At 64.2% G+C, this 19,995-nt stretch carries 18 protein-coding genes; 6 read left to right on the forward strand and 12 right to left on the reverse strand.

The features are described 5' to 3' along the window. Window positions 1-141: 141 nt before the first annotated feature. The 4 genes from EWU68_RS11425 to EWU68_RS11440 all read right to left on the reverse strand — a co-directional run bounded on the left by EWU68_RS11425 (window position 142) and on the right by EWU68_RS11440 (window position 3,986). Complete coding sequence (locus tag EWU68_RS11425) at window positions 142-1,128, reverse strand: glycine betaine ABC transporter substrate-binding protein (protein ID WP_129316261.1); 987 nt, start codon at window positions 1,126-1,128, stop codon at window positions 142-144. 2 nt (window positions 1,129-1,130) lie between these two features. Continuing rightward, a complete protein-coding gene (locus tag EWU68_RS11430; protein WP_129316262.1) occupies window positions 1,131-1,892 on the reverse strand; it encodes an ABC transporter permease in 762 nt (253 codons plus the stop codon). Further along, window positions 1,889-3,211, reverse strand: a complete 1,323-nt coding sequence (locus EWU68_RS11435; RefSeq protein ID WP_238692441.1) for an ABC transporter ATP-binding protein — start codon at window positions 3,209-3,211, stop codon at window positions 1,889-1,891. Before EWU68_RS11435 ends, EWU68_RS11430 begins: the two co-directional genes overlap by 4 nt. A 133-nt stretch (window positions 3,212-3,344) precedes the next feature. Further along, window positions 3,345-3,986 (reverse strand): ABC transporter permease, encoded by a 642-nt coding sequence (locus tag EWU68_RS11440; protein ID WP_129316264.1) that lies wholly within the window; start codon window positions 3,984-3,986, stop codon window positions 3,345-3,347. 287 nt (window positions 3,987-4,273) lie between these two features. Between EWU68_RS11440 and EWU68_RS11445 the strand changes: the two genes are divergently transcribed. From EWU68_RS11445 to EWU68_RS11455, 3 genes are all read left to right on the forward strand, one after another. Beyond that, window positions 4,274-5,608, forward strand: coding sequence for an O-acetylhomoserine aminocarboxypropyltransferase/cysteine synthase family protein (locus tag EWU68_RS11445; RefSeq protein ID WP_129316265.1), 1,335 nt, complete (start codon window positions 4,274-4,276; stop codon window positions 5,606-5,608). A gap of 3 nt (window positions 5,609-5,611) precedes the next feature. Next, on the forward strand, window positions 5,612-6,121 hold the full coding sequence (locus EWU68_RS11450) for a CoA-binding protein (RefSeq protein ID WP_129316266.1): 510 nt from the start codon (window positions 5,612-5,614) through the stop codon (window positions 6,119-6,121). A 106-nt stretch (window positions 6,122-6,227) separates the two neighbouring features. Beyond that, window positions 6,228-7,094: an AraC family transcriptional regulator gene (locus EWU68_RS11455; protein ID WP_129316267.1), complete on the forward strand. Its 867-nt coding sequence runs from the start codon at window positions 6,228-6,230 to the stop codon at window positions 7,092-7,094. A 58-nt stretch (window positions 7,095-7,152) separates the two neighbouring features. Here the strand turns inward: EWU68_RS11455 and EWU68_RS11460 are convergent, their stop codons facing one another. The 6 genes from EWU68_RS11460 to EWU68_RS11485 all read right to left on the reverse strand — a co-directional run bounded on the left by EWU68_RS11460 (window position 7,153) and on the right by EWU68_RS11485 (window position 13,901). Continuing rightward, window positions 7,153-7,854, reverse strand: a complete 702-nt coding sequence (locus EWU68_RS11460) for a DUF8175 domain-containg protein (protein ID WP_129316268.1) — start codon at window positions 7,852-7,854, stop codon at window positions 7,153-7,155. 60 nt (window positions 7,855-7,914) lie between these two features. Beyond that, window positions 7,915-9,129, reverse strand: a complete 1,215-nt coding sequence (locus EWU68_RS11465; protein ID WP_202976720.1) for an MFS transporter — start codon at window positions 9,127-9,129, stop codon at window positions 7,915-7,917. 27 nt (window positions 9,130-9,156) lie between these two features. Continuing rightward, window positions 9,157-10,110: a CAP domain-containing protein gene (locus tag EWU68_RS11470; RefSeq protein WP_162421502.1), complete on the reverse strand. Its 954-nt coding sequence runs from the start codon at window positions 10,108-10,110 to the stop codon at window positions 9,157-9,159. A gap of 239 nt (window positions 10,111-10,349) precedes the next feature. Then, complete coding sequence (locus tag EWU68_RS11475) at window positions 10,350-11,069, reverse strand: GNAT family N-acetyltransferase (RefSeq protein ID WP_129316270.1); 720 nt, start codon at window positions 11,067-11,069, stop codon at window positions 10,350-10,352. Window positions 11,070-11,195: 126 nt separating this feature from the next. Then, window positions 11,196-12,716 carry an amino acid permease gene (locus tag EWU68_RS11480; RefSeq protein WP_129316271.1) on the reverse strand — a complete coding sequence of 507 codons (1,521 nt, stop codon included), beginning with the start codon at window positions 12,714-12,716 and terminating at the stop codon, window positions 11,196-11,198. A 156-nt stretch (window positions 12,717-12,872) separates the two neighbouring features. Next, window positions 12,873-13,901, reverse strand: a complete 1,029-nt coding sequence (locus EWU68_RS11485) for an ornithine cyclodeaminase (protein WP_129316272.1) — start codon at window positions 13,899-13,901, stop codon at window positions 12,873-12,875. Window positions 13,902-14,037: 136 nt separating this feature from the next. On the opposite strand from EWU68_RS11485, the gene EWU68_RS11490 reads away from it, so the two are divergent. The 3 genes from EWU68_RS11490 to EWU68_RS11500 all read left to right on the forward strand — a co-directional run bounded on the left by EWU68_RS11490 (window position 14,038) and on the right by EWU68_RS11500 (window position 16,556). After that, on the forward strand, window positions 14,038-14,469 hold the full coding sequence (locus EWU68_RS11490) for an Lrp/AsnC family transcriptional regulator (protein ID WP_129316273.1): 432 nt from the start codon (window positions 14,038-14,040) through the stop codon (window positions 14,467-14,469). A gap of 105 nt (window positions 14,470-14,574) precedes the next feature. After that, entirely contained in the window at window positions 14,575-15,147 is a 573-nt protein-coding gene (locus tag EWU68_RS11495) for a TetR/AcrR family transcriptional regulator (protein ID WP_238692439.1), read from the forward strand. Beyond that, complete coding sequence (locus EWU68_RS11500) at window positions 15,144-16,556, forward strand: MFS transporter (protein WP_238692440.1); 1,413 nt, start codon at window positions 15,144-15,146, stop codon at window positions 16,554-16,556. Before EWU68_RS11495 ends, EWU68_RS11500 begins: the two co-directional genes overlap by 4 nt. Before the next feature lie 33 nt (window positions 16,557-16,589). Here the strand turns inward: EWU68_RS11500 and EWU68_RS11505 are convergent, their stop codons facing one another. Together EWU68_RS11505 and EWU68_RS11510 are read right to left on the reverse strand one after the other, a co-directional pair. Next, window positions 16,590-18,176: an amino acid permease gene (locus EWU68_RS11505; RefSeq protein ID WP_129316275.1), complete on the reverse strand. Its 1,587-nt coding sequence runs from the start codon at window positions 18,174-18,176 to the stop codon at window positions 16,590-16,592. 231 nt (window positions 18,177-18,407) lie between these two features. Beyond that, window positions 18,408-19,985: an amino acid permease gene (locus EWU68_RS11510; RefSeq protein WP_129316276.1), complete on the reverse strand. Its 1,578-nt coding sequence runs from the start codon at window positions 19,983-19,985 to the stop codon at window positions 18,408-18,410. Window positions 19,986-19,995: the final 10 nt, after the last annotated feature.

Here is a 19,995-nt window from a genome sequence, read left to right on the forward strand (position 1 = left end):
CCCCCCCCGGGATGCGCTTGACGCTCTTCCGCCCGGCAGAGCAAAGGCGCCCCGACCGGTCTCATCCGATCGGGGCGCCTTGCGATTGCCCCACCCGAGAGCACCTCACGGTCCCGGGCGCGGGCTTCCGGGCTGCGTGGCCTACTTCTTCTTGACCAGGCCCTTGTCCGCCATCCAGTCGAAGGCCACGTCCCCTGGGTCCTTGCCCTCGACGTCGACCTGATAATTCAGGTCCTGCATCGTCTTGTCGTCCAGGAGCTTGGAGACCTGCTCGAAACGGTCCTGGAGCTCGGGGTATTCCTTGACCAGGTCGGAGTTGAAGACCGGTGAACCGTTGTACTTCGGGAAGAATTCCCTGTTGTCCTCGAGGACCGTCAGGTTCAGCGCGGGGATACGACCGTCGGTCGTGAAGACCTCACCGAAGTTGCAGTCGCCCTTCGCCGTGGCCGCATAGACCGTCCCGGTGTCCATCACGGATACCTTGTCTTCCGGGACACCATCCGGTGCTCCGCGCTTCAGCCCGTACTTTTCCAGCATCGGGTTGAATCCGTCGCTGCGAGAGTTGAATTCCGACTCCACGCAGAAAGACCGTTCCTCGGGCGGGACCTTGGCGATGTCCTCGAGGGTCTTGACCCCGTACTTGTCCTTGAAGTCCTGGCGAACCGCGAAGGCGTACGTATTGTTCAGCGGGGCGGGCTTGCCCCACGTGAGATCGTTCTTGGCGTCCTCTTTCTTCACGGCCTCCCATTGCTCCTGGGCGTCCGGGATGGCCTTGTCCTTGCCCATGTAGGTCAGCCACGCCGTGCCGGTGTACTCCCAGCCCAGCTGCGCCTGACCGCTGACCATGAGGTTGCGGGAGGGCTGGGACCCCGGAACGTTGGTCATGTCGGTTACGTCGAAACCCACCGCCTCCGCGGTCAGCACGGCGATCTTGCCGAGCACCAGTTGTTCGGTGAAGTTCTTGGAGGTCACCGTGACCTTTTTGTCTCCTGCGCCGTCGATGGGCTTGATCGTTCCCGATTCCAGGTCGGGAAGGGTCGACGTCGCCGGCTGCAGGCCGCAACCGGCCAGCGCGAGCATCCCGACGGCACCGAGGGCCGCGAGTCGTAGCTTCTTCTGTCCAAACATGTCTAGATTCCCTTCGGTCGAGCGACCTGCTCGACGACGCGAGCAATCCAGTCCACGCTCAGCGCGAGGAGGGCCACCAACAGCGATCCCGCGATGAGGACCTTGTTCAAGGACAGGTTGACGCCCGTGGTGATCAGGAGGCCCAGACCGCCGCCGTCGACGAACGTTGCGAGAGTTGCCGTACCCACGAGGAGCACGAGTGCCGTGCGAATTCCGGCGAGCATGACGGGGACGGCCAGCGGCAGCTCGACCTTGAGGAGAACGGCCATGCTGCTCATGCCCATCCCCCGGGCAGACTCCACGAGCCTCGGGTCAACGGCGTCGAGCCCCACCATCGTGTTCTTCAGAACCGGGAGGAACGCGTACAGGATCAGGGCCAGAGCCGAGGCCTGGAACCCGAAACCGAGCCAGAAGGCGAACAACACGATCAGGCCGACCGGAGGTGCCGCCTGCCCGAGGTTCGCGATCGCCATGAACGGGGTCCCCAACCATCGCATGGGTTTCCGGGTCAGGAGAACCCCGATCGGGATGGCGAGCACCAGCACGACGACCGCCGCAACCACGGTCAGCTGGAGGTGCTGCCAGGTCAGTTCCAGAAGATTCTTGGGATCGAGCGTGACCTTTTCCGAATCGGTCAGGTTGGCGCTGGTCAGCCACCATGCGATGGCCGCCAGGGCGAGAATGATCACGATCGGCTGGATCACGAGTCCGCCCCATTGGCGGCGACCGGTGTCCAGATCCGCCGACTGAGCTGACTGGGTCATGAACGGTCACCGCTTTCGTTCCACGGTTCTCGACCGGCCGCGCGCCCCGTGGGGTCTGCGGAGGACGTCGTGTCCCCCGCGACCGAGGCATCGGCGTCCTGGGACTCGGCGCCCGCGGTTCCTTCCGCATCGCCGGAGGCCTCGGAGTTCGTGCGCTGGACGGTCACCGGGATTTCCCCCGTGTTGTTCCCGACCGGCGTGTAGTCACCCGGGGTGTAACGGCGCAACTCGGTGATGGCGTTCATGACCGTTTCGACGGTGATGATGCCCCGGTATCGTCCGCGTGCACCCTCGACCACGGCCTCACCGGTGCTCGCGACCAGCATCGTGTCGAGAGCGTCGTTGAGGGTGGACCTGGTTCCCACGAGGGGGAGCTCCTTGTCGAGGTGCGAGGGCACCGTGGTCATCCGTGAGAGCTGTTCCTTGGAGAGCCACTGGATCGGACGTTCGCGGTCGTCCACGATGACCGCCGAGTTGTACCCCGTCTTGTCGATGTGGCCGACCAGCTCGCGGGCGCTCTGACCAGGATGGCCGAGGACGCCGGAGATCAGGTCCACGTCGCCCACACGGGCCAGGCCCAGCTGCTTCAGGCCGGCGCCGGAGCCGATGAAGTTCTCCACGAACTCGTTCGCGGGATTCGCGAGGATCCGCTCCGGGGTGTCGTACTGGACGATCCGGGCTCCTTCGTCGAAGACCGCGATCCAGTCGCCGAGTTTCACTGCCTCGTCGAAATCGTGGGTCACGCACACGATGGTCTTGTGCAATTCGCTCTGGATGTTGATGAGCTCGTCCTGGAGCCGTTGCCGGGTAATCGGGTCGACGGCGCCGAAAGGTTCGTCCATCAGGAGAACGGGCGGGTCGGCCGCGAGGGCGCGGGCGACGCCAACGCGCTGCTGCTGCCCGCCCGAGAGCTCTCGCGGGTAGCGGTTGCGGTACGTGTCCGCGTCCAGGGAGACCAGGTCCAGCAGTTCGTCCACGCGCTCGGCGATGCGCTTCTTGTCCCATCCGAGCATCTTGGGGACGAGGCCGATGTTGCTCGCGACGGTCATGTGCGGCAGAAGACCCCCGGCCTGGATCACGTAACCGATCTTTCGACGCAGCTTGTCGCCGTTGATCTTGGTGACGTCCTCGTCGCCGAGGATCAATCTGCCCTCCGTGGGCTCGATCAGGCGGTTGATCATCTTGAGGGTCGTGGTCTTGCCACACCCGGAGGGGCCGACGAACATGATGATCTGCCCGGCCGGGATTTCCAGGGTCAGCTGGTCGACCGCGGGCTTCTTGCCGCCGCCGTAGCGTTTGGTCACGTTCTCAATGAGGATCGAGGCGCCCTTCTGGCGCGCTTCTCCCCCGCGGTTCGCGTCGTTCCGGGACTCGTCGGCCGACGACGTCGTCTGCTCGGTTCCGACGCCCTGGGACGCGGCGTGGGAGGAGGTGGTGTTGTTTCGGGTGTTCTCAGACACGGATACCCCTTGAAGTGGTCAGACGGCCGACGAGGATGAGGACCACGTCGAGTATGAGGGCGAGGATGATCACGGCGACGATGCCGGTCACGACGGACTCGAGGGAGTTCGCGCCTCCGAGCCGCGAGAGGCCCGAGAAGATGTAGCCACCGAGTCCGGGGCCGAGCGCGTAGGCGGCGACCGCCGCAATGCCCATCGTCATCTGCGCCGAGACGCGCATTCCGGCCAGAATCACCGGCCAAGCGAGGGGCAGTTCGACGCGGAAGAATGTTTTGACGCGGCCCATGCCGATGCCTCGAGCGGCCTCGATCGTCGATTGGTCGACGCCGGCCAGACCGACCACCGCGTTGCGAAGGATCGGCAGCACGGCGAAGAAGGTCACGACGACGACGGCCGGAACCACGCCGAAGCCCAAGGGCACGATGAGGAGGCCGATCAGGGCGAAGGACGGAATGGTGAGGCCGACCGCCGAGACGTTGTTCGCCACGGATGTCAGCGCACGGCTTCGGTAGCACAGCGCGGCCAGAACGATCGCGATGACCGTAGCGAGCACGAGGCACTGCACCACGAGGCTCATGTGTTGCCAGCTGGAGAACAGGATCTGTCCCCAGCGCTGGCGCAAGAATTCGCTCATGGTGTTCCTAGTGTGATGACTTGACATGGGTGAATACCCACGTCCTGACCAAGGATAATCAGCCTGCTGATGAGATCCAACTATTTGCGGTAAGTGCAACCTTCCTAGTCCCCCTGGTTCATCAGCATCCTGATCAATGAATACGCGGGATGCGGAGCCGAGGAGCGGCGTCGTCACATAGCGGGCCGGACGCGACACAATCGAAACAGTTGCGGGCGGCCTCGCCGTCGGCCGACCATGAATGGAACATCGTTGTACGCGAGCATCGACCGTCGAAGAGGACCAGCATGGCCGAACACACCTTTGGATTCAGAACCCGCGCGCTCCACGCTGGGGGTACCCCCGACGCCGAGCACGGTTCGCGAGCGGTCCCGATCTACCAATCGACATCCTTCGTTTTCAAGGATTCCGACGACGCCGCCAACCTCTTCGCCCTGCAGAAGTACGGCAACATCTACTCCCGCCTGGGGAATCCGACCGTCGCGGCCTTTGAGGAACGCGTCGCCTCGCTGGAGGGCGGCATCGGTGCCGTGGCCACGTCCTCCGGAATGGCCGCGGAATTCATCACTTTCGCCGCGCTCGCCCAGGCAGGCGACCACATTGTGTCCTCGGCGCAGCTCTACGGCGGAACCGTGACCCAGTTGGACGTCACGCTTCGACGCTTCGGGATCGAGACCACGTTCATCGACTCCATGGATCCGCAGGCGTTCAAGGATGCGCTGCAGGAGAACACCAAGGCCGTGTACACCGAGGCCGTGTCGAATCCTGCGTGCCAGGTCGCGGACCTCGAAGGGCTCGCCGAGGTCGCCCACGAGGCAGGGATCCCTCTCGTGGTCGATGCGACCATTTCGACCCCATATCTGGTGCGGCCGCTCGAGCACGGCGCTGACATCGTGATCCATTCGGCCACCAAATTCCTCGGAGGCCACGGGACCACGTTGGGCGGCGTCGTCGTCGAGTCCGGCCGCTTCGACTGGGGCAACGGAAACTTCCCGTCGATGACCGAACCGATCCCCTCCTACAACGACATCTCCTGGTGGGGGAACTTCGGTGAGTACGGGTTCCTGACCAAACTGCGCTCGGAACAGCTGAGAGACATCGGGCCGTCGCTCTCCCCGCAATCGGCGTTCCAGCTGATCCAGGGGGTGGAGACGTTGCCGCAGCGCATGGACGCCCACCTGAGCAATGCGCGCGAGGTCGTCGACTGGCTCGATGCGGACCCCCGCATCGCCTACGTGAATTACGCGGGTCTCCCCGACCACCAGCACTACCAGCGGGGCCGCAAGTACCTTCCGCTCGGCGTCGGCTCGGTCTTCAGCTTCGGTGTTGCCGAAGCCAACGGCCTCTCGGGCCGTGAGGTCGGGGGCCGCTTCATCGAGAACCTGCAGCTCGCGAGCCACCTGGCGAATATCGGCGACGCCCGCACCCTGGTGCTGCACCCGGCTACCACGACCCACCAGCAGCTCTCCGCGGATCAACTGGCCGCGGGCGGCGTTGCGGAAGACCTCATCCGCATCTCAGTGGGTCTCGAGGACCCGGAGGACATCCTCTGGGATCTGGATCAAGCCCTGACGGCGGCCACGGGCCTCACGCGCGAGTCCGCTGAACAGAAAGGTCTGTGAGACATGACGAATCAGAACGCACGCACCTGGATCGGCCCGAGCGCGCCGGAACGCCTCAACATCCTGCACAACACGACGTCGGTTGCGATCGTGGGCATGTCGGACAAACCGGCACGCGCGAGCTACTTCGTCTCGACCTACTTGCTCTCGAGCTCCCCGTACCGGGTCTATTTCGTGAACCCGGTCCTCGCTGGCAAGGGAACCAAGGTTCTGGGCCAGGAGGTGTACCCCTCCCTCGATGCGCTGCCGGAAACGCCCGACGTCGTCGACGCATTCCGGAAGCACGACGATCTCCCGGGAGTTGCCGAGGAGGCCGTGAAGATCGGGGCCAAGACGCTCTGGTTGCAACTGGGGTCGTGGAACGAGGAAGCCGCGGCAATCGCCGAAGAGGCCGGCCTGAACGTGGTCATGGACCGGTGCATCAAGATCGAGCACGCCCGGTTCCACGGCGGCCTGCACCTGGCGGGCTTCAATACGGGGGTCATTTCCTCGAAGCGGCAACGGACGGCGTAACTCCGCAGGGCGGGCTTGTCCTCCCGCGCCCCGATCGAAGCCGTCCTGAATTGTCGGGCGGCGACCTCTGGTTCGGACCGAGGATGGATGGCGTAAGGAGGACCGCATGATTCGCACGCTCAACGCACTCGTCGGGGTCGTCGAGAACGACATGGCCGAAGAGCCCGACTGGGCATCCTTCGCCCGGCGTCACGCGACCACGGAATACCACCTGCGGCGTATGTTCTCGGCCCTGGCCGGGATGCCGCTGTCGGAGTATGTGCGTCGGCGGAGGATGACCCTGGCCGCGGCCGAGCTCACGCAGAAGGATTCCACACTTCTCGACGTCGCCATCCGGCACGGCTATGGGTCCGCCGAGGCGTTCAACAGAGCTTTCCGCTCGGTTCACGGCGCCCACCCCACCCTGGTGCGCGAAAAAGGCGGTCCGTTGCGTACACAACCAATGCTCAGATTCCGTCTGAGCGTGGAAGGGGATTCTCCCATGAACGTCACCATCGCCACTAAGCCCCGCCTTGTCCTCGCCGGTCACGCGGCACAGGTTCCGCTGATCCACGAAGGCATCAATCCGCATATTCAGCGGCACGTGGACCGGATAACGGATGAAGACAACCAGAGGTTGCAGACCGTCAACGACGCGGAGCCCACCGGAATTCTCTCGGCGACCTCCGACCTGGAGCCCGACGCTCCGGAAGGTTCGTTGCTGACCTATCTGCACGGCGTTGCTGTTTCCGACGAGGACCATGTCCCCGACGATCTCGACACCCTGACGGTCGAGGCCGGTCATTGGGCCGTTTTCACCTCGGAAGGGCCCCACCCGGAAGCGTTGCAGCAGATGTGGGCGGCAACGGCCACAGAGTGGTTCCCATCGAACCCGTGGAGACTGCGCCCCGGCCCGACGCTCCTCCGGTTCCTCAGCCTGAGCGACACCACGGCCACGTGTGAACTCTGGATGCCTGTCGAAGAGGACGAGTAACCATCGGTCCTTCGGCAGGATCGGCCCGGGGAGCATGTCCCGACGGGTTCTCGCCTGGTCAGGATCCCTTCGAGGACGAACCGTCGTCCTGGCTGGGACCCCACTTGGTGTACCCGTCGGGGCCCTCGACCTGCTTGAAGGACATGTCCTCGGTGTCGGCGTCGGCGTCGAAACGCCAGTCGTCGTCCTTCCACTGGACCGTGAAGGTCAGCTCTCCGTATCCGGCGCCGTCGTAGGCCGAGACCAGGATTTTCACCGCGGCCTTGTCCTTGGTGTAATCGCCCAGCTTGAAGCCCGCGACTTTGAGGTTTTCGGCTTGGCTGGAGGACGAGGCGGACTGGCCCTCCTCTTCGAAGCGATCGGCAACCTTGTCCCGCGAATCGTTGGCGATGGCCTGCTTCCTGATGATCTTGGTCATCAGACCGTAGTCCTGAGAGACCACGGGAAGGCTGTAGTTCGCGGCGGCGAAGAGTGCGCCCTCCGGGGAGTGGCTGAAGCAGGACGGCACCTTGTCGTCATCGACTTTCTCTGGCCCGAACTTGTCCGAGGTGGGGACCTTCAGTCCGTTGAGACCGTCTTTCCAGTCGGTCTTGGGAGCAGAATCGAGAGTCGTCTTGTCCGAGGCGTCCTCTTTGCAGATCGACGTCTTCTCTTTCGAATCACCCGCATTGTTCGATCCGCCCATTCCGCAACCGGCGAGGGTCAGAACGCCGATGGCGCCGAGACCGATGGCCCTGGACGCATGGTTCAGTCGTGACATGGTGTGCCTTACTTCAGGTGTGAGTTTTGTATCACCATGCTAAATGCTTTGGTTCACTTTTCAACGAGCGAGGCGGGCGTCCTGCGCGAGCTGTCGCTTTTCCAGCACGACGTCGTACACCCAGATCAGCACGCACAGCGCCGTCATCACCCCGCCCGCGACGCAGACGCCGACCCAGTGCCCGGCGTTCCATGCCCACACGCCGACGGCGGATCCCACCGCGGCCCCGACGAAGTACATCGTCATGTAGACCGAGTTCAGGCGCGCCCTGGCCTGAGGGTCCAACGTGTACACAGTGTTCATCGAGATGATGTGCACCAGTTGGACGCCGACGTCCGTGAGAACCATGCCGACGCAGAACCACAGCACGCTGTGCCCACCCAGAACGAAGGCACCCCATCCGAGCGCCAGTGCCACGAGACCCAGCATCGTCCCGCGGCGCCCGTGGCCTCGGTCGACCATGCCGCCGGCCACGCTCGCCATGAGCGCTCCCGCCAGACCGGTGAGCCCGACCAGGCCGATGGCCGTGGGGCTCAGCCCGAAAGGCTCATCCGCGAGAAGCAACGTGGTGGTCGCGAAGATCGCGCTCATCGATGCGAAGGAAATGCCGGAAATCAGCGAGCGAGTGCGCAGCCGCGGGTGATGAAGGATCAGGCGCCCCATGGAGAGGAACAGGCCCGGGTAACTCGGTGGGTCCTCGGGGTAGGACGGCGGCAGCACCCGCCACAGCCCGATTCCCACGAGAATCATCAGGACCGCTGCGACGTGATAGATCAGGGTCCACCCACCGATGTCCGAGAGGATCCCCGCCACCGCGCGAGCGATCAGGACGCCCGCAAGCAGTCCTGACATCACGGTCCCCACGGCTCGTCCGCCCTTGCCGGGCGCAGCCAGGATCGAGGCATAAGGGACCAGAACCTGCGCGGACACGGAGAAGAGACCCGCCACGGCGACACCGATGAGAAAGACGCCGAAGCCGGGGGCGAAGCCGGCAATGGCCTGCCCCGCTGCGGTCAACCCGATGAGGCCGACCGTGAGCTTGCGCCTTTCGAACAGGTCACCCAGCGGCGCAAGGAAAACCAGGCCCACAGCGTAGGCCACCTGAGCGACCGTGACCGACGTGGCCGCCGTCGATGAGCTGACCCCCAGCGCCTCGGAGATTTCGTCGAGAAGGGGCTGGTTGAAGTAGTTCCCTCCCGCGCACAAGCCTGTGGCAAGGCACATCAGGAACAGTACGGAACGAGTCAGCTGGGGTGCGGGTCTGGCTGTGGTCACCCCGCAAGCTTAGGCCGATCCGAAGCGTCAGCGGTAAACGCGGAGTGCGCCGGTGTGAACGTTCCACCCCAGAATGTATCCTCGCGAAAAGTGCTGACGAATTTCGTTTCCTCGGCGGTACTCGTTGGTCACGGGAAAACCGAATCCTCGTTCGTAGTCGGACCTGGACCAGAGGGTCCCGATCGCGCCGTATTCCTTGACCCAGTGGGCACCGGTGCGTTCGGTCCACAAGAATTTGAAGCGCTGACCGTGTTCGTTCTGGAAGATCTGGTATCGGCCGCCGGTGGCATTGCTCTCCGGGATGATCGGTCGGCCAAACACCCTCTCGCCTCCGTTGGCGCGATAGGCCTGACCGATCGCGCCGTACGGGGTGAGGGCACCCAGTCCCTCACCCCTGGCGCGACCGCCCCAGACGGAGGCCGACGCATCCGACGGCGCGCCTCCGTATTCGTATCCGTAGAGATTGACCGTTCCGAGCAGCCGCCAGGGGGCTCCCGTACGGGACAAGCGCCCGTCGGCGTAGGTCAAAGCAATGCCCACGACCCGGGCCTTGGGGTTGAGCAACGCCGCGCTGTGGGCCGGCGAGGTCTTCCACCATTCCAGCAATTGCAGCACGTCCGACTGGTAGGTCAGGGCGATGACCTCGTTGGCGTGCGAGTACCGCCCCGCTCGAGGATCCGAGAGGAAATCATTGGTGTGATAGAAGGCCTCCGCAATGACCTGATCATCGGAATGTCGTTGTTCGATCTGCGTGAGCCGGGCGGAGAACTTGACCGGGCGCAGGCCCCGAGAACCGCGGTAGGCGTTGATTCCGTCCAGCAGTCTTTGCGTGTCCTGGAGCCGTTTCTCCTGGCTGACTCGGAGAATGTCCTGCTGGGCGGCCCGCCCGGGTGGCGGGGCCTCAAGTTGGGTTCCGGCCAGGGCGACGGCGGCCAACGCGGATGCCGCCACCATACTGCGGGCCGTCGACCCGTGAATCATCTCCCCTACCATTGATCGCCGCCGTTGCGCATGACGCGGAACGTAGCGACTCCGACCTCGACGACCCGGCAGCGTGATCGCACAGAAACCCATGGACGACTCCGTTCATGAAGGAGACGAATGATCAGGACTCGGCCAGCGCAGAACTCTTTGGCCGCGCCGAAACACCACCATTTTATTCGGGAAAAGAAAGATAACCTACTAAGAATTGATATCCGATATAACAGCGAAACTATCAATTAATGGTTTGTATCGATGTTTTCCTGCCCCAAAAGCGTGACACCGTCGGGCCACGTGGTGGCCTCGCCGGTGTCGCCAGCCAGCCGACCCGCGATCCATACATCGAGAAGGCGCCCGTTCACCGTGGACAACGCCCTGCGGGAGAGGCCTTCGTAGGAGAATCCCAACCGTTGCGCCAGACCGGCCGAGGCCTCATTGCCGACCATGGCCCGCCACTCGATGCGGCTGAGCCCGAGACCGGAAGGCAAATCCTTGGGGTCCGACTCTTTCGGCTCGCGGAACGCGAAGTCCAGCACCAGGCGGCAGGCCTCCGCCGTGTACCCCCTTCCCCGGGCGCCTCGAGCGGTCCACACACCCATGCTGGCAATCCGCCCGCTGGTCATGGAGAGGCTCACGACGCCGGCGAAGAGCCCGACGTTCTCGTCACCCGGAACCTGGTCGGCCGCGTCGCGAGGAACCTGAATCAGCGTCCCCTCATTCGGGTGCTCGGCCTCGTCCCTGATGTGGAACGCCCACACCAACTCGTGGCCGGATTTCCACCCCGGGGCGACGACGCCCTCGATGTATTCCAGCGCGTCATCCTCCTCGTACGGGTACGGGATCGAACCGGTCCAGCGCGGAATCTGCGGATCCTGGCACGCATCGACGATCGCGGCGACGTCGTTGGCGCACGGCGCATCAAGGGCCAGGCGGTTCGACCAGAGGCTGACATTTCGCATGAGCTCAGTTTAGGCCGTCTCGCCCCCTGCCCTCCCGCATGCAGAGAAATGGCGACGGCCCCGCCGAAGCGGGGCCGTCGCCGGAACCGGTCCGGCATATCACCGAACCTTGCGCAGACCAGGACGTTACGACTTGCGATGCCCGCCGGCTGCCGGTCGGTTGGCGACCACCGGGTGCAATCCGGTGACGCCCTCCCGCTCGGCGGCAATCTCCAAGACCCGACCACGCACGGCGAACCATCCGATGATCAGGGCCGGAATCACGATGACCATGGAGGCCAGGGTGAATGTGCCCACCGGGTAGTCGAGGGCGATCAGCACCACAACACCCGCCATGAAGAGGAGCACGAGCCAGTTGGCGTAGGGTGCCAGCGGAGCCCGGTAATGCGGCCGCTGGTACAGCCCCTTCTTCGTCAGGGAAACGAACTTCATGTGGCAGATCGTGATGGTCAGCCATGCGCTCATGATGCCGATCGACGCGAAGTTCAGCACGATTTCGAAGGCGCTCTCCGGAACAAAGTAGTTCAGCACCACACCCAGCAGCGCGACGACGGCGGTGAGGCAAATGCCGCCGTAGGGGACGCCGGAGCGGGTGAGATTCTGGGCGAATTTGGGCGCGGATCCGGCCATCGCCATCGAGTGCATGATGCGTCCCGTGGAGTACAGGCCCGCGTTGAGCGATGAGAGCGCCGCGGTGATCACCACGAGCTGCATGATCGGACCGGCGGCGTCGACCCCGATCGAGGAGAAGAACGTGACGAACGGGCTCTCCGTCTCGCTGAACGCGGTGTACGGGAGCAGGAGGCAGAGGAGCAGAACGGAACCGACGTAGAACACGGCGATACGCAGAATGACCGTGTTGATCGCTTTGGGGATGATCTTTTCCGCGTTCTTGGTCTCGCCCGACGTCGTGCCGACGAGCTCGATGCCGGCGTAGGCGAAGACCACGCCCTGAGTGATGATCAGAGCCGGCATCAGACCGTTGGGGAAGATCCCGCCGTTGCCGGACATGAGGTGGAACCCGGTGGGCTGGCCATTCGGGGTCCCGAAGATCACGAACACGATGCCGAGGGCGAGGAAGACGAGCAGGGCGATGACCTTGATCAGCGAGAACCAGAACTCCATTTCGCCGAAGACCTTGACCGAAATCAGGTTCATCACGACGACGATCACGACCACCAGGAAGGCGATGACCCATTGCGGGATCGCGGCGAAGACGTCGAAGTACTGCCCGAACCAGCGCACGTAGATCGCGATCGCGGTCGCATCCACGACCGCCGTGGTCGCCCAGAAGAGCCAATACATCCACCCCGAGAAGTACGCGGCCTTCTCGCCGAAGAACTCGCGGGAGTAGGAGACGAAGGAGCCGGACGACGGCCGGTGGACCACGAGCTCGCCGAGGCAACGGAGAATGAGATAGCCCATGAAACCGCAGACGGCATAAACGAGGAAGAGCGAGGGTCCGGCGGAGGCCAAGCGTCCACCTGCCCCCAGGAAGAGGCCGGTGCCGATGGCACCGCCGACGGCGATCATTTGGAGTTGGCGGGGGCCGAGCCCTTTGTGGAAACCCGCCTGTTCATCATTGAATGTCTGTTCGGTGCCGTGGCTCTGGGGCTCGGCACCGGACCGCGAAGCTTTGGACGACATGGGTCAATACCTTCTCTTGGGAAACCTCGAAGGGTGTGAGTGACCGAAACGTTACCGCTCCGGTGTGACGAATATGTTACCCACAAAGAAGAGGGACCGTGGTGCACACCACACGGTGTGCGACACGGTCCCTCCCTCGACGAGGTCGTCCGACGATCAGCCCACGGGCTTCATCGCGTTGACCAAGGAGAACAGGTCCTTGGGGTCGTCGGGATCCGCCACGAGGTCCACGTAGCTCTGCAGCTCGGAGCCCGCGGTCGCGTCCCTGACGCATCGCAGGGCGGAGAAATCGTTGATCGCGAACCCGACGGAGTCGAAGATCGTGATGTCCTCGGCGGAGGTGCGCCCCTCCGCCTCACCGTTGAGGACCTGCCAGAACTCCGTGACGGGGAAGTCCGGGTCCATTTGCTGGATCTCGCCCTCGACCCGGGTCTGCGGGGTGAACTCCACGAACACGTTTCCGCGATCGAGGATTTCGGCCTCCAACTCGGTCTTGCCGGGGCAGTCGCCGCCCACGGCGTTCAGGTGAACGCCCGGCCGGACGTGGCGGTTCGCGAGGATCGTGTTCTGTGCCTTGTCCGCGGTACAGGTGGTGATGATGTCGGCGTCGGCCACCGCATCGTCGACCGTATCGGCCACCGTGACGCGGAATCCGAGGGGCTCGAGGTTCCGCTGAAGCTTTTCGACGGCCTTGGGGTCGATGTCGTAAACCGTCAGGTCCTCGATGCCCAGGGCGGCGCGGAACCCGAGGGACTGGAACTCGGACTGCGAACCCGCGCCGATGAGGGCCATGCGCTTCGAGTCCGGCCGGGCCAGCTTGCGCGCGGTCATGCCCGACGTCGCGGCCGTCCTCAATGCCGTCAACAAGGTCATCTCGGCGAGGAACGTCGGGTAGCCGTTGTCGACGTCGGCCAGCACGCCGAAGGCCGTCACGGTCTGGAACCCGCGCGCGGGGTTGGACGGATGCCCGTTGACGTACTTGAAGGAGTACTCCTCGCCGTCCGATGTCGGCATGAGCTCGATGACGCCGAACGGAGTGTGGCTGGCCACCCGTGGGGTCTTGTCGAACTTGGCCCACCGGCTGAAGTCGCGCTCGAGGTAATCCATCATCTTCCCGATGATGTTTTCCACTCCATCGCGCTGGATCCAGCGCGCCATGTTCTGGACATCGACGAATTGCGTCACGGCAATCCTCCCTCTCAAAGTGACTCGTGTTTCTAACGACAGTGTAATATGCACACTCTTTGACCGAAACGGACAATCAAGCAACAAATTTCGCACTGTATGAGCAGATTATGATCCATGAGTTAGCATTTTGATCATGGCAAAGACTTCAGATCTGGATCGACGACTCATTGCGGCGCTGCGCAAGGACGGCCGCGCCTCCATCGCCGCCCTGTCCGAAGAGCTCGGCGTCTCCCGAGCCACCGTCACCAAACGCATCGACTCCCTCACGGCCCGCGGCATCATCGTGGGTTTCAGCGTACGGGTCAGGGACTACGCCGAAGCCTCGCAGGTCCGCGCGATCTCTCTCATCGAGGTCGAGGGGCGGACCACCGATCACGTCATCAATGAGCTGAGGGGGCTGCCCGAAATCCTCGCGCTCCACACGACCAACGGCGGCTGGGACCTCGTCGCCGAGATGCAGTGCGTCGATCTCCAGGACTTCGACGCCGTGCTCAAATCCATTCGAGGAATCTCCGGCGTGGTCAACAGCGAGACGAGCCTCCTGCTGAGCTCCGTGGTCAGATAGGCACGCAGAGCTCCACCAGGACCCATCGACTCGAGCGTCGGCACCGCCCCGAACCCACAAGGACTTGCGGTTTTGTAAGTAGTTAGTAACTGGTAACTTGTGGGCATGGGCGAAAGAATGAGCCGCTCGGAGCGACGAGCGCAGATAGCGGAGATTGCGGCCGAGGAGTTTGCAGCTCACGGCCTTCACGGCGCCTCGACGGAGGCCATCGCGAAGAAGGCCGGAATCTCCCAGGCGTACGTGTTTCGCATCTTCGGGACGAAGAAAGCGCTGTTTCTCGAGCTGATCCAAGAAGCCTTCGGGCGAGTCACGGAAGGCATGCAGAGGTCCGCCGGAGACGACACGGGCCTCACGGCTTTGTCCGAGATGGGACAGCAGTACTACGACTCGCTCGCCGACCGCACGAACCTGCTGCTCCAGCTCCAGGGGCTGGCGGCCTGCGGGGACCCCGAGATCCAGGAGGCGGTGCGGAACAGCTTCGCGGACATGTGGACCGCAGTTGCTGGGACCACTGGCTTGGACCCGGTCACGGTCAAGACATTCCTCGCCTATGGCATGCTGCTGAACTCCGGCGCGGCCATGGACGTCGAGGCACTCGACGAGGAATGGGCCGAGGGCGTTCGGACACGAATCCGCCCGGACCTGTTCCGCCACATCAGCGGGGAGACGAATCAGTGAACACGACGGCGGACCGGCGCACCGCAAACCCCGGACTTGGTCCGGCCATCGTCGTCGTCGCATTCCTGGGAGCAGTGATCGGAGGCGTCGGCGCACCCCTGATCACCTCTGTCGCCGTCGATATCGGGACAAGCCTCGAAGCGGCACAGTGGTCGCTCACGATCACCCTGTTCTCTGGCGCCGTGACCGCTCCGGTACTGGGGCGACTCGGCACGGGTCCGCACCGAAGAGCCTCGCTCCTGGTTGCTCTCTCCCTGGTGGCTGCGGGCGGTTTGCTGACCGCGTGCCCCGGGCCCCTATGGCTCCTGATGATCGGTCGCGCATTCCAGGGTTTTGGTCTGGGCGTCACGGCTCTGCTCATGGGAATCGCCAAGGACCACCTCTCGGAGAAGCAGGCCGAGTCGACGATCGCGATCGTCTCGGTGGCCTCCACGGTCGGAATCGGCATCGCCTACCCGTTGATGGGCCTGATCAACGAGGCGGCCGGGCTCCGCGTCGCTTTCGGCACGGGATTCCTTCTTTCCCTGACGGCGGTGCTCGTCGCCTGGAGATTCGTGCCACGAGATGAGCCGGGTCCCGCCGTTCGTGTCGATGTACCCGGTGCGGTGCTTCTGGGACTCGGAATTCTGGGGGCTCTGCTGGTTCTGGCCCAACCCTCGGTGTGGCGGCCCGGCTGGTTGGGTCTCTCGATCGTGATGGCGTCCGCCGCGGCGTTCATTGCGTGGGTCGCGGTCGAACGGCGCACAGCCGAACCGCTGGTGAACATGGCCGTCCTCCGGAACAGCGGCGCCTTGCGCGCGAATGCCGCCATGCTCGTCTCGGGTGCAGGCATGTACCTTTTGTTCTCGTTGCTCACGCGATACGTCCAGACCCCCACCGAGGCCGGTTACGGATTCGGGCTCTCCGGCGTCCTGGCCGGTGCCGCCCTGATTCCCTTTTCTGCCGTGGGGCTCGTGGCAGGCCGACTCACGCCGGTGCTCAGGAGTCGCGTGCCACCGCCGTGGATATTCACAATATATGCCGCCGCGGTAATGCTCGCCGCCTGCATCTTCGCTCTGGCGCCCGGTTCGCTCGTCGTGGCGTTGGCGTCGATGGCGGTGCTCGGTTTCGGCGTCGGCGGGGCGTCGTCCATCATGCCGAGACTCGTGCTCGAGGGCGTACCCCAGCAGGAATCGGCCAGCGTCCTGTCCCTCAACCAGATCGCACGCAGCGCAGGTTTCAGCGCGGGGAGTGCCGTCGCAGGCCTCCTCCTCGCCACCGCGACGACGGAGGGGGCCGTGTTCCCGACAGAGCACGGCTATTCGACGGCCGCTGTCTGCGTCGTCGTCCCGCTGCTCGTCGGCGTTGCCCTGGTCCTCCCCCGCAGAGGCCGACAAGAACAAGGCCCGACCGGGCACGGCGGCCGGTAGCCGCCGCACACGGTCGGGCCGTGAGGACTGCCGTCAGTCCTCGTCGTCGTGCCCGTCGTGAATCTCCGGGGAGATCACGGCGCGGGCCCGGTGCGGGTGGTGGGGGTGCTTGGTCTCGGCGGCCGGACGTGCGGCGACGATCGGGTGGGTCCCCGTGACGCCCTCGCGCTCCGCGGCCAGCTCCATCACCCGGTTCCTGACGAGGAACCAGCCCCCAACGAGCAACGGGATCAGGATCAGCATGGAGCCCAGCGTGTAGGTGCCCACGGGGTAGTCAATGGCCATGAGGACCAGGACGGAGACCAGGAACGCGACCGTCAGCCAGTTGGTCCATGGTGCCAGGGGCGCCCGGTACTGGGGTCGCGTGTACAAGCCCTTCTCGGAAAGGCTCACGAACTTCTTGTGGGACAGCGTCACCGCGGCCCACGAGGCCATCGTTCCGAGCGCGGAAATGTTGAGCACGATCTCGAAGGCCTGCTCGGGCACGAAGTAGTTCAGGATGACGCCGATCAACGACACCACGGCGGTCAGGCAGATCCCGCCGAAGGGCACACCCGAGGAATTGAGCTTCGCCGCGAACTTGGGTGCCGACCCGGCCATGGCCATCGAGTGCAGGATACGGCCCGTGGAGTAGAGCCCGGCGTTGAGCGACGACAGGGCGGCGGTGATGACAACCAATTGGACGATGGGTCCTGCAACGTCGATGCCGATCGAGGAGAAGAACGTCACGAACGGCGATTCCTTGTCGCTGTAGGCGGTGTACGGCATCAGCATGCACAGCAGGAGCACGGACCCGACGTAGAAGACCGCGATGCGCAGGATCACGGTGTTGATCGCTTTGGGGATGATCTTCTCCGGGTTCCGGGTCTCCCCCGACGTCGTCCCCACGAGCTCGATGCCTGCGTAGGCGAAGACGACACCCTGGACCACCACGAGCGCCGCGAGCCCGCCGGCGGGGAAAAGACCCCCGTGGTCCGTGATGAGGTGAATGCCGGTGGGCTCGCCATTCGGCGATCCGAAGATCACGAAGATGATGCCGAGCACCAGGAAGAGGACCAGAGTCGCGACCTTGATGAGGGAGAACCAGAACTCCATCTCACCAAATACTTTGACGGAAATGAGGTTGGTGACCAGCACGATCGCGACGACGGCCAACGCACAGACCCACTGCGGAATGTTTCCGACGAAATCGCTGTATTTGCCGAACCAGCGCACGTAGATCGCGATCGCCGTCGCGTCGGCCACCGCCGTCATGGCCCAGTTCAGCCAGTACAACCAGCCCGACACGTACGCGGCCTTCTCGCCGTAGAACTCTCGGGTGTAGGAAACGAACGAACCGGAGGAGGGCCGGTGGCACACCAGTTCCCCCAGCGAGCGAAGCATGAGGTATCCGAAGAATCCGCAGACTCCGTAGATGATGAAGAGCGACGGACCGGCCGAGGCCAGGCGTCCGCCCGCACCCAGGAACAGACCGGTGCCGATGGCTCCACCGATCGCGATCATTTGGAGTTGGCGGGCTCCGAGCCCCTTGTGGAGCCCCGCGTCCTCGTTGGCCACCACCCCGGTAGTGTCGTTGCTGCTCGGAGCAGGATTGTTATCAGGCGCAGATGTCGATGACATTGTTCAACCTTCAGGTCAGGGAGCATCGACGCGCGCATCCGGGCATCCCGCCGGTCGGCACGAACGATGCTCTGCTCGAAATATCACCGGCGGGGAGAGGTCGATCTCACGACGCTGTGGTTCACCTCACCCGAGCGGTTCACTGTGGAAGCTTACCTCGGGGTCGCCCCGGAATGCGCAAGCGCCGAGTACTGCATCGTGTTCGGTGTGGGGCACCGAGGCACCGGCCGGCTATTCGTCGTCTTCGTCGTCGAGGCGGATGGTGGTGTTGGAGCGTCCGTGGTCGAACGGTTCGTTGGTGTCGTCCGTGGTCGGCCACTGCGCGACCACCGGGAACTGGCCCGTGTAGCCCTCGCGCTGGGCCGCAACCTCCATCACCCGGCGTCGAACCATGAACCAGCCGATGATGAGCAGGGGAATGATGATGACCATGGAGGCCAAGGTGTAGGTGCCCACGGGATAGTCGAAGGCGATCAGAATCATGACCGCCACGAAGAAAGCCATGGTGATCCAGTTGGTGAAGGGGGCCAACGGCGCCCGGTATTTCGGGCGCTGGTACAGCCCCTTCTTGGCCAGCGACACGAATTTCTGGTGGGGCAGGGTGATGGCGGCCCAGCCGACGATGATTCCGACGGCCGACATGTTCAGCACGATCTCGAAGGCCGCCTCAGGGACGAAGTAGTTCAGCACGACGCCGAGCATCCCCACGCCCGTGGTCAGCAGAATCCCCACGAACGGGACACCGCCCTTGGTCAGCTTCTGGGCGACCCGCGGAGCCGATCCCGCCATCGCCATCGAGTGCACGATGCGACCGGTCGAGTAGAGCCCGGCGTTGAGGGACGAGAGCGCGGCGGTGATGACCACGAGCTGCATGATCGGCCCGGCGGCGTCGACCCCGATCGAGGCGAAGAAGGTGACGAACGGGGATTCGTCGTCGCTGTAGCGCGTGTAGGGCAGCAAGAGGCAGAGGAGCAGGACGGAGCCCACGTAGAACACCGCGATCCTGAGGATCACGGAGTTGATGGCCCGGGGGATGACGCGTTCGGGCTCTTGGGTCTCGCCCGAGGCGGTGCCGACGAGTTCGATACCCGAATAGGCGAAGACCACGCCCTGGGAGACCACCAGTGCGGCCAGGAGGCCGTTGGGCAGCATGCCGCCGCTCTGGGAAATCAGGCTGAACCCTGTCGGCTCCCCCGAGGGCGATCCGAAAATCACGAAGAGGATGCCCACGACCATGAATGCGACCAGTGCCGCGACCTTGACGATCGCGAACCAGAATTCCATCTCGCCGAAGACCTTGACCGAGATGAGGTTCATGACCGTGACCGCCGCGATCACCAGGAACGCGAGGACCCACTGCGGGATGGACCCGATGAAGTCGATGTACTGGCCGAACCACCTGATGTAGATGGCCATCGCGGTTGCGTCCACGATCGTCGTGGTTGCCCAGCTCAGCCAGTACATCCACCCGGTGAAGTAGGCCGACTTCTCACCGAAGAACTCGCGACAGTACGAGACGAAGGAGCCCGACGACGGCCGGTGCACCACGAGTTCGCCCAACTGGCGCAGGATCAGGTACCCGAAGAATCCGGCCACGCCGTAGAGGATGAACAAGGTCGGACCGGCCGACTCGAGGCGGCCACCCGTCCCGAGGAACAAGCCCGTTCCGATCGAACCGCCGATAGCGATCATCTGGAGCTGGCGAGGGCTCAGGCCCTTCTTGAACCCCTCCTGCTCGGCCTCGAATTGGTTCTGCGCGGCCTCGGATGAACGACTCGCCGCCGACGAGTCCGAGCCGGATGCTGCCATGGGGTCCTCC

The sequence above is a fragment of the Rothia koreensis genome, from assembly GCF_004136575.1.
Classification (GTDB): domain Bacteria; phylum Actinomycetota; class Actinomycetes; order Actinomycetales; family Micrococcaceae; genus Rothia; species Rothia koreensis.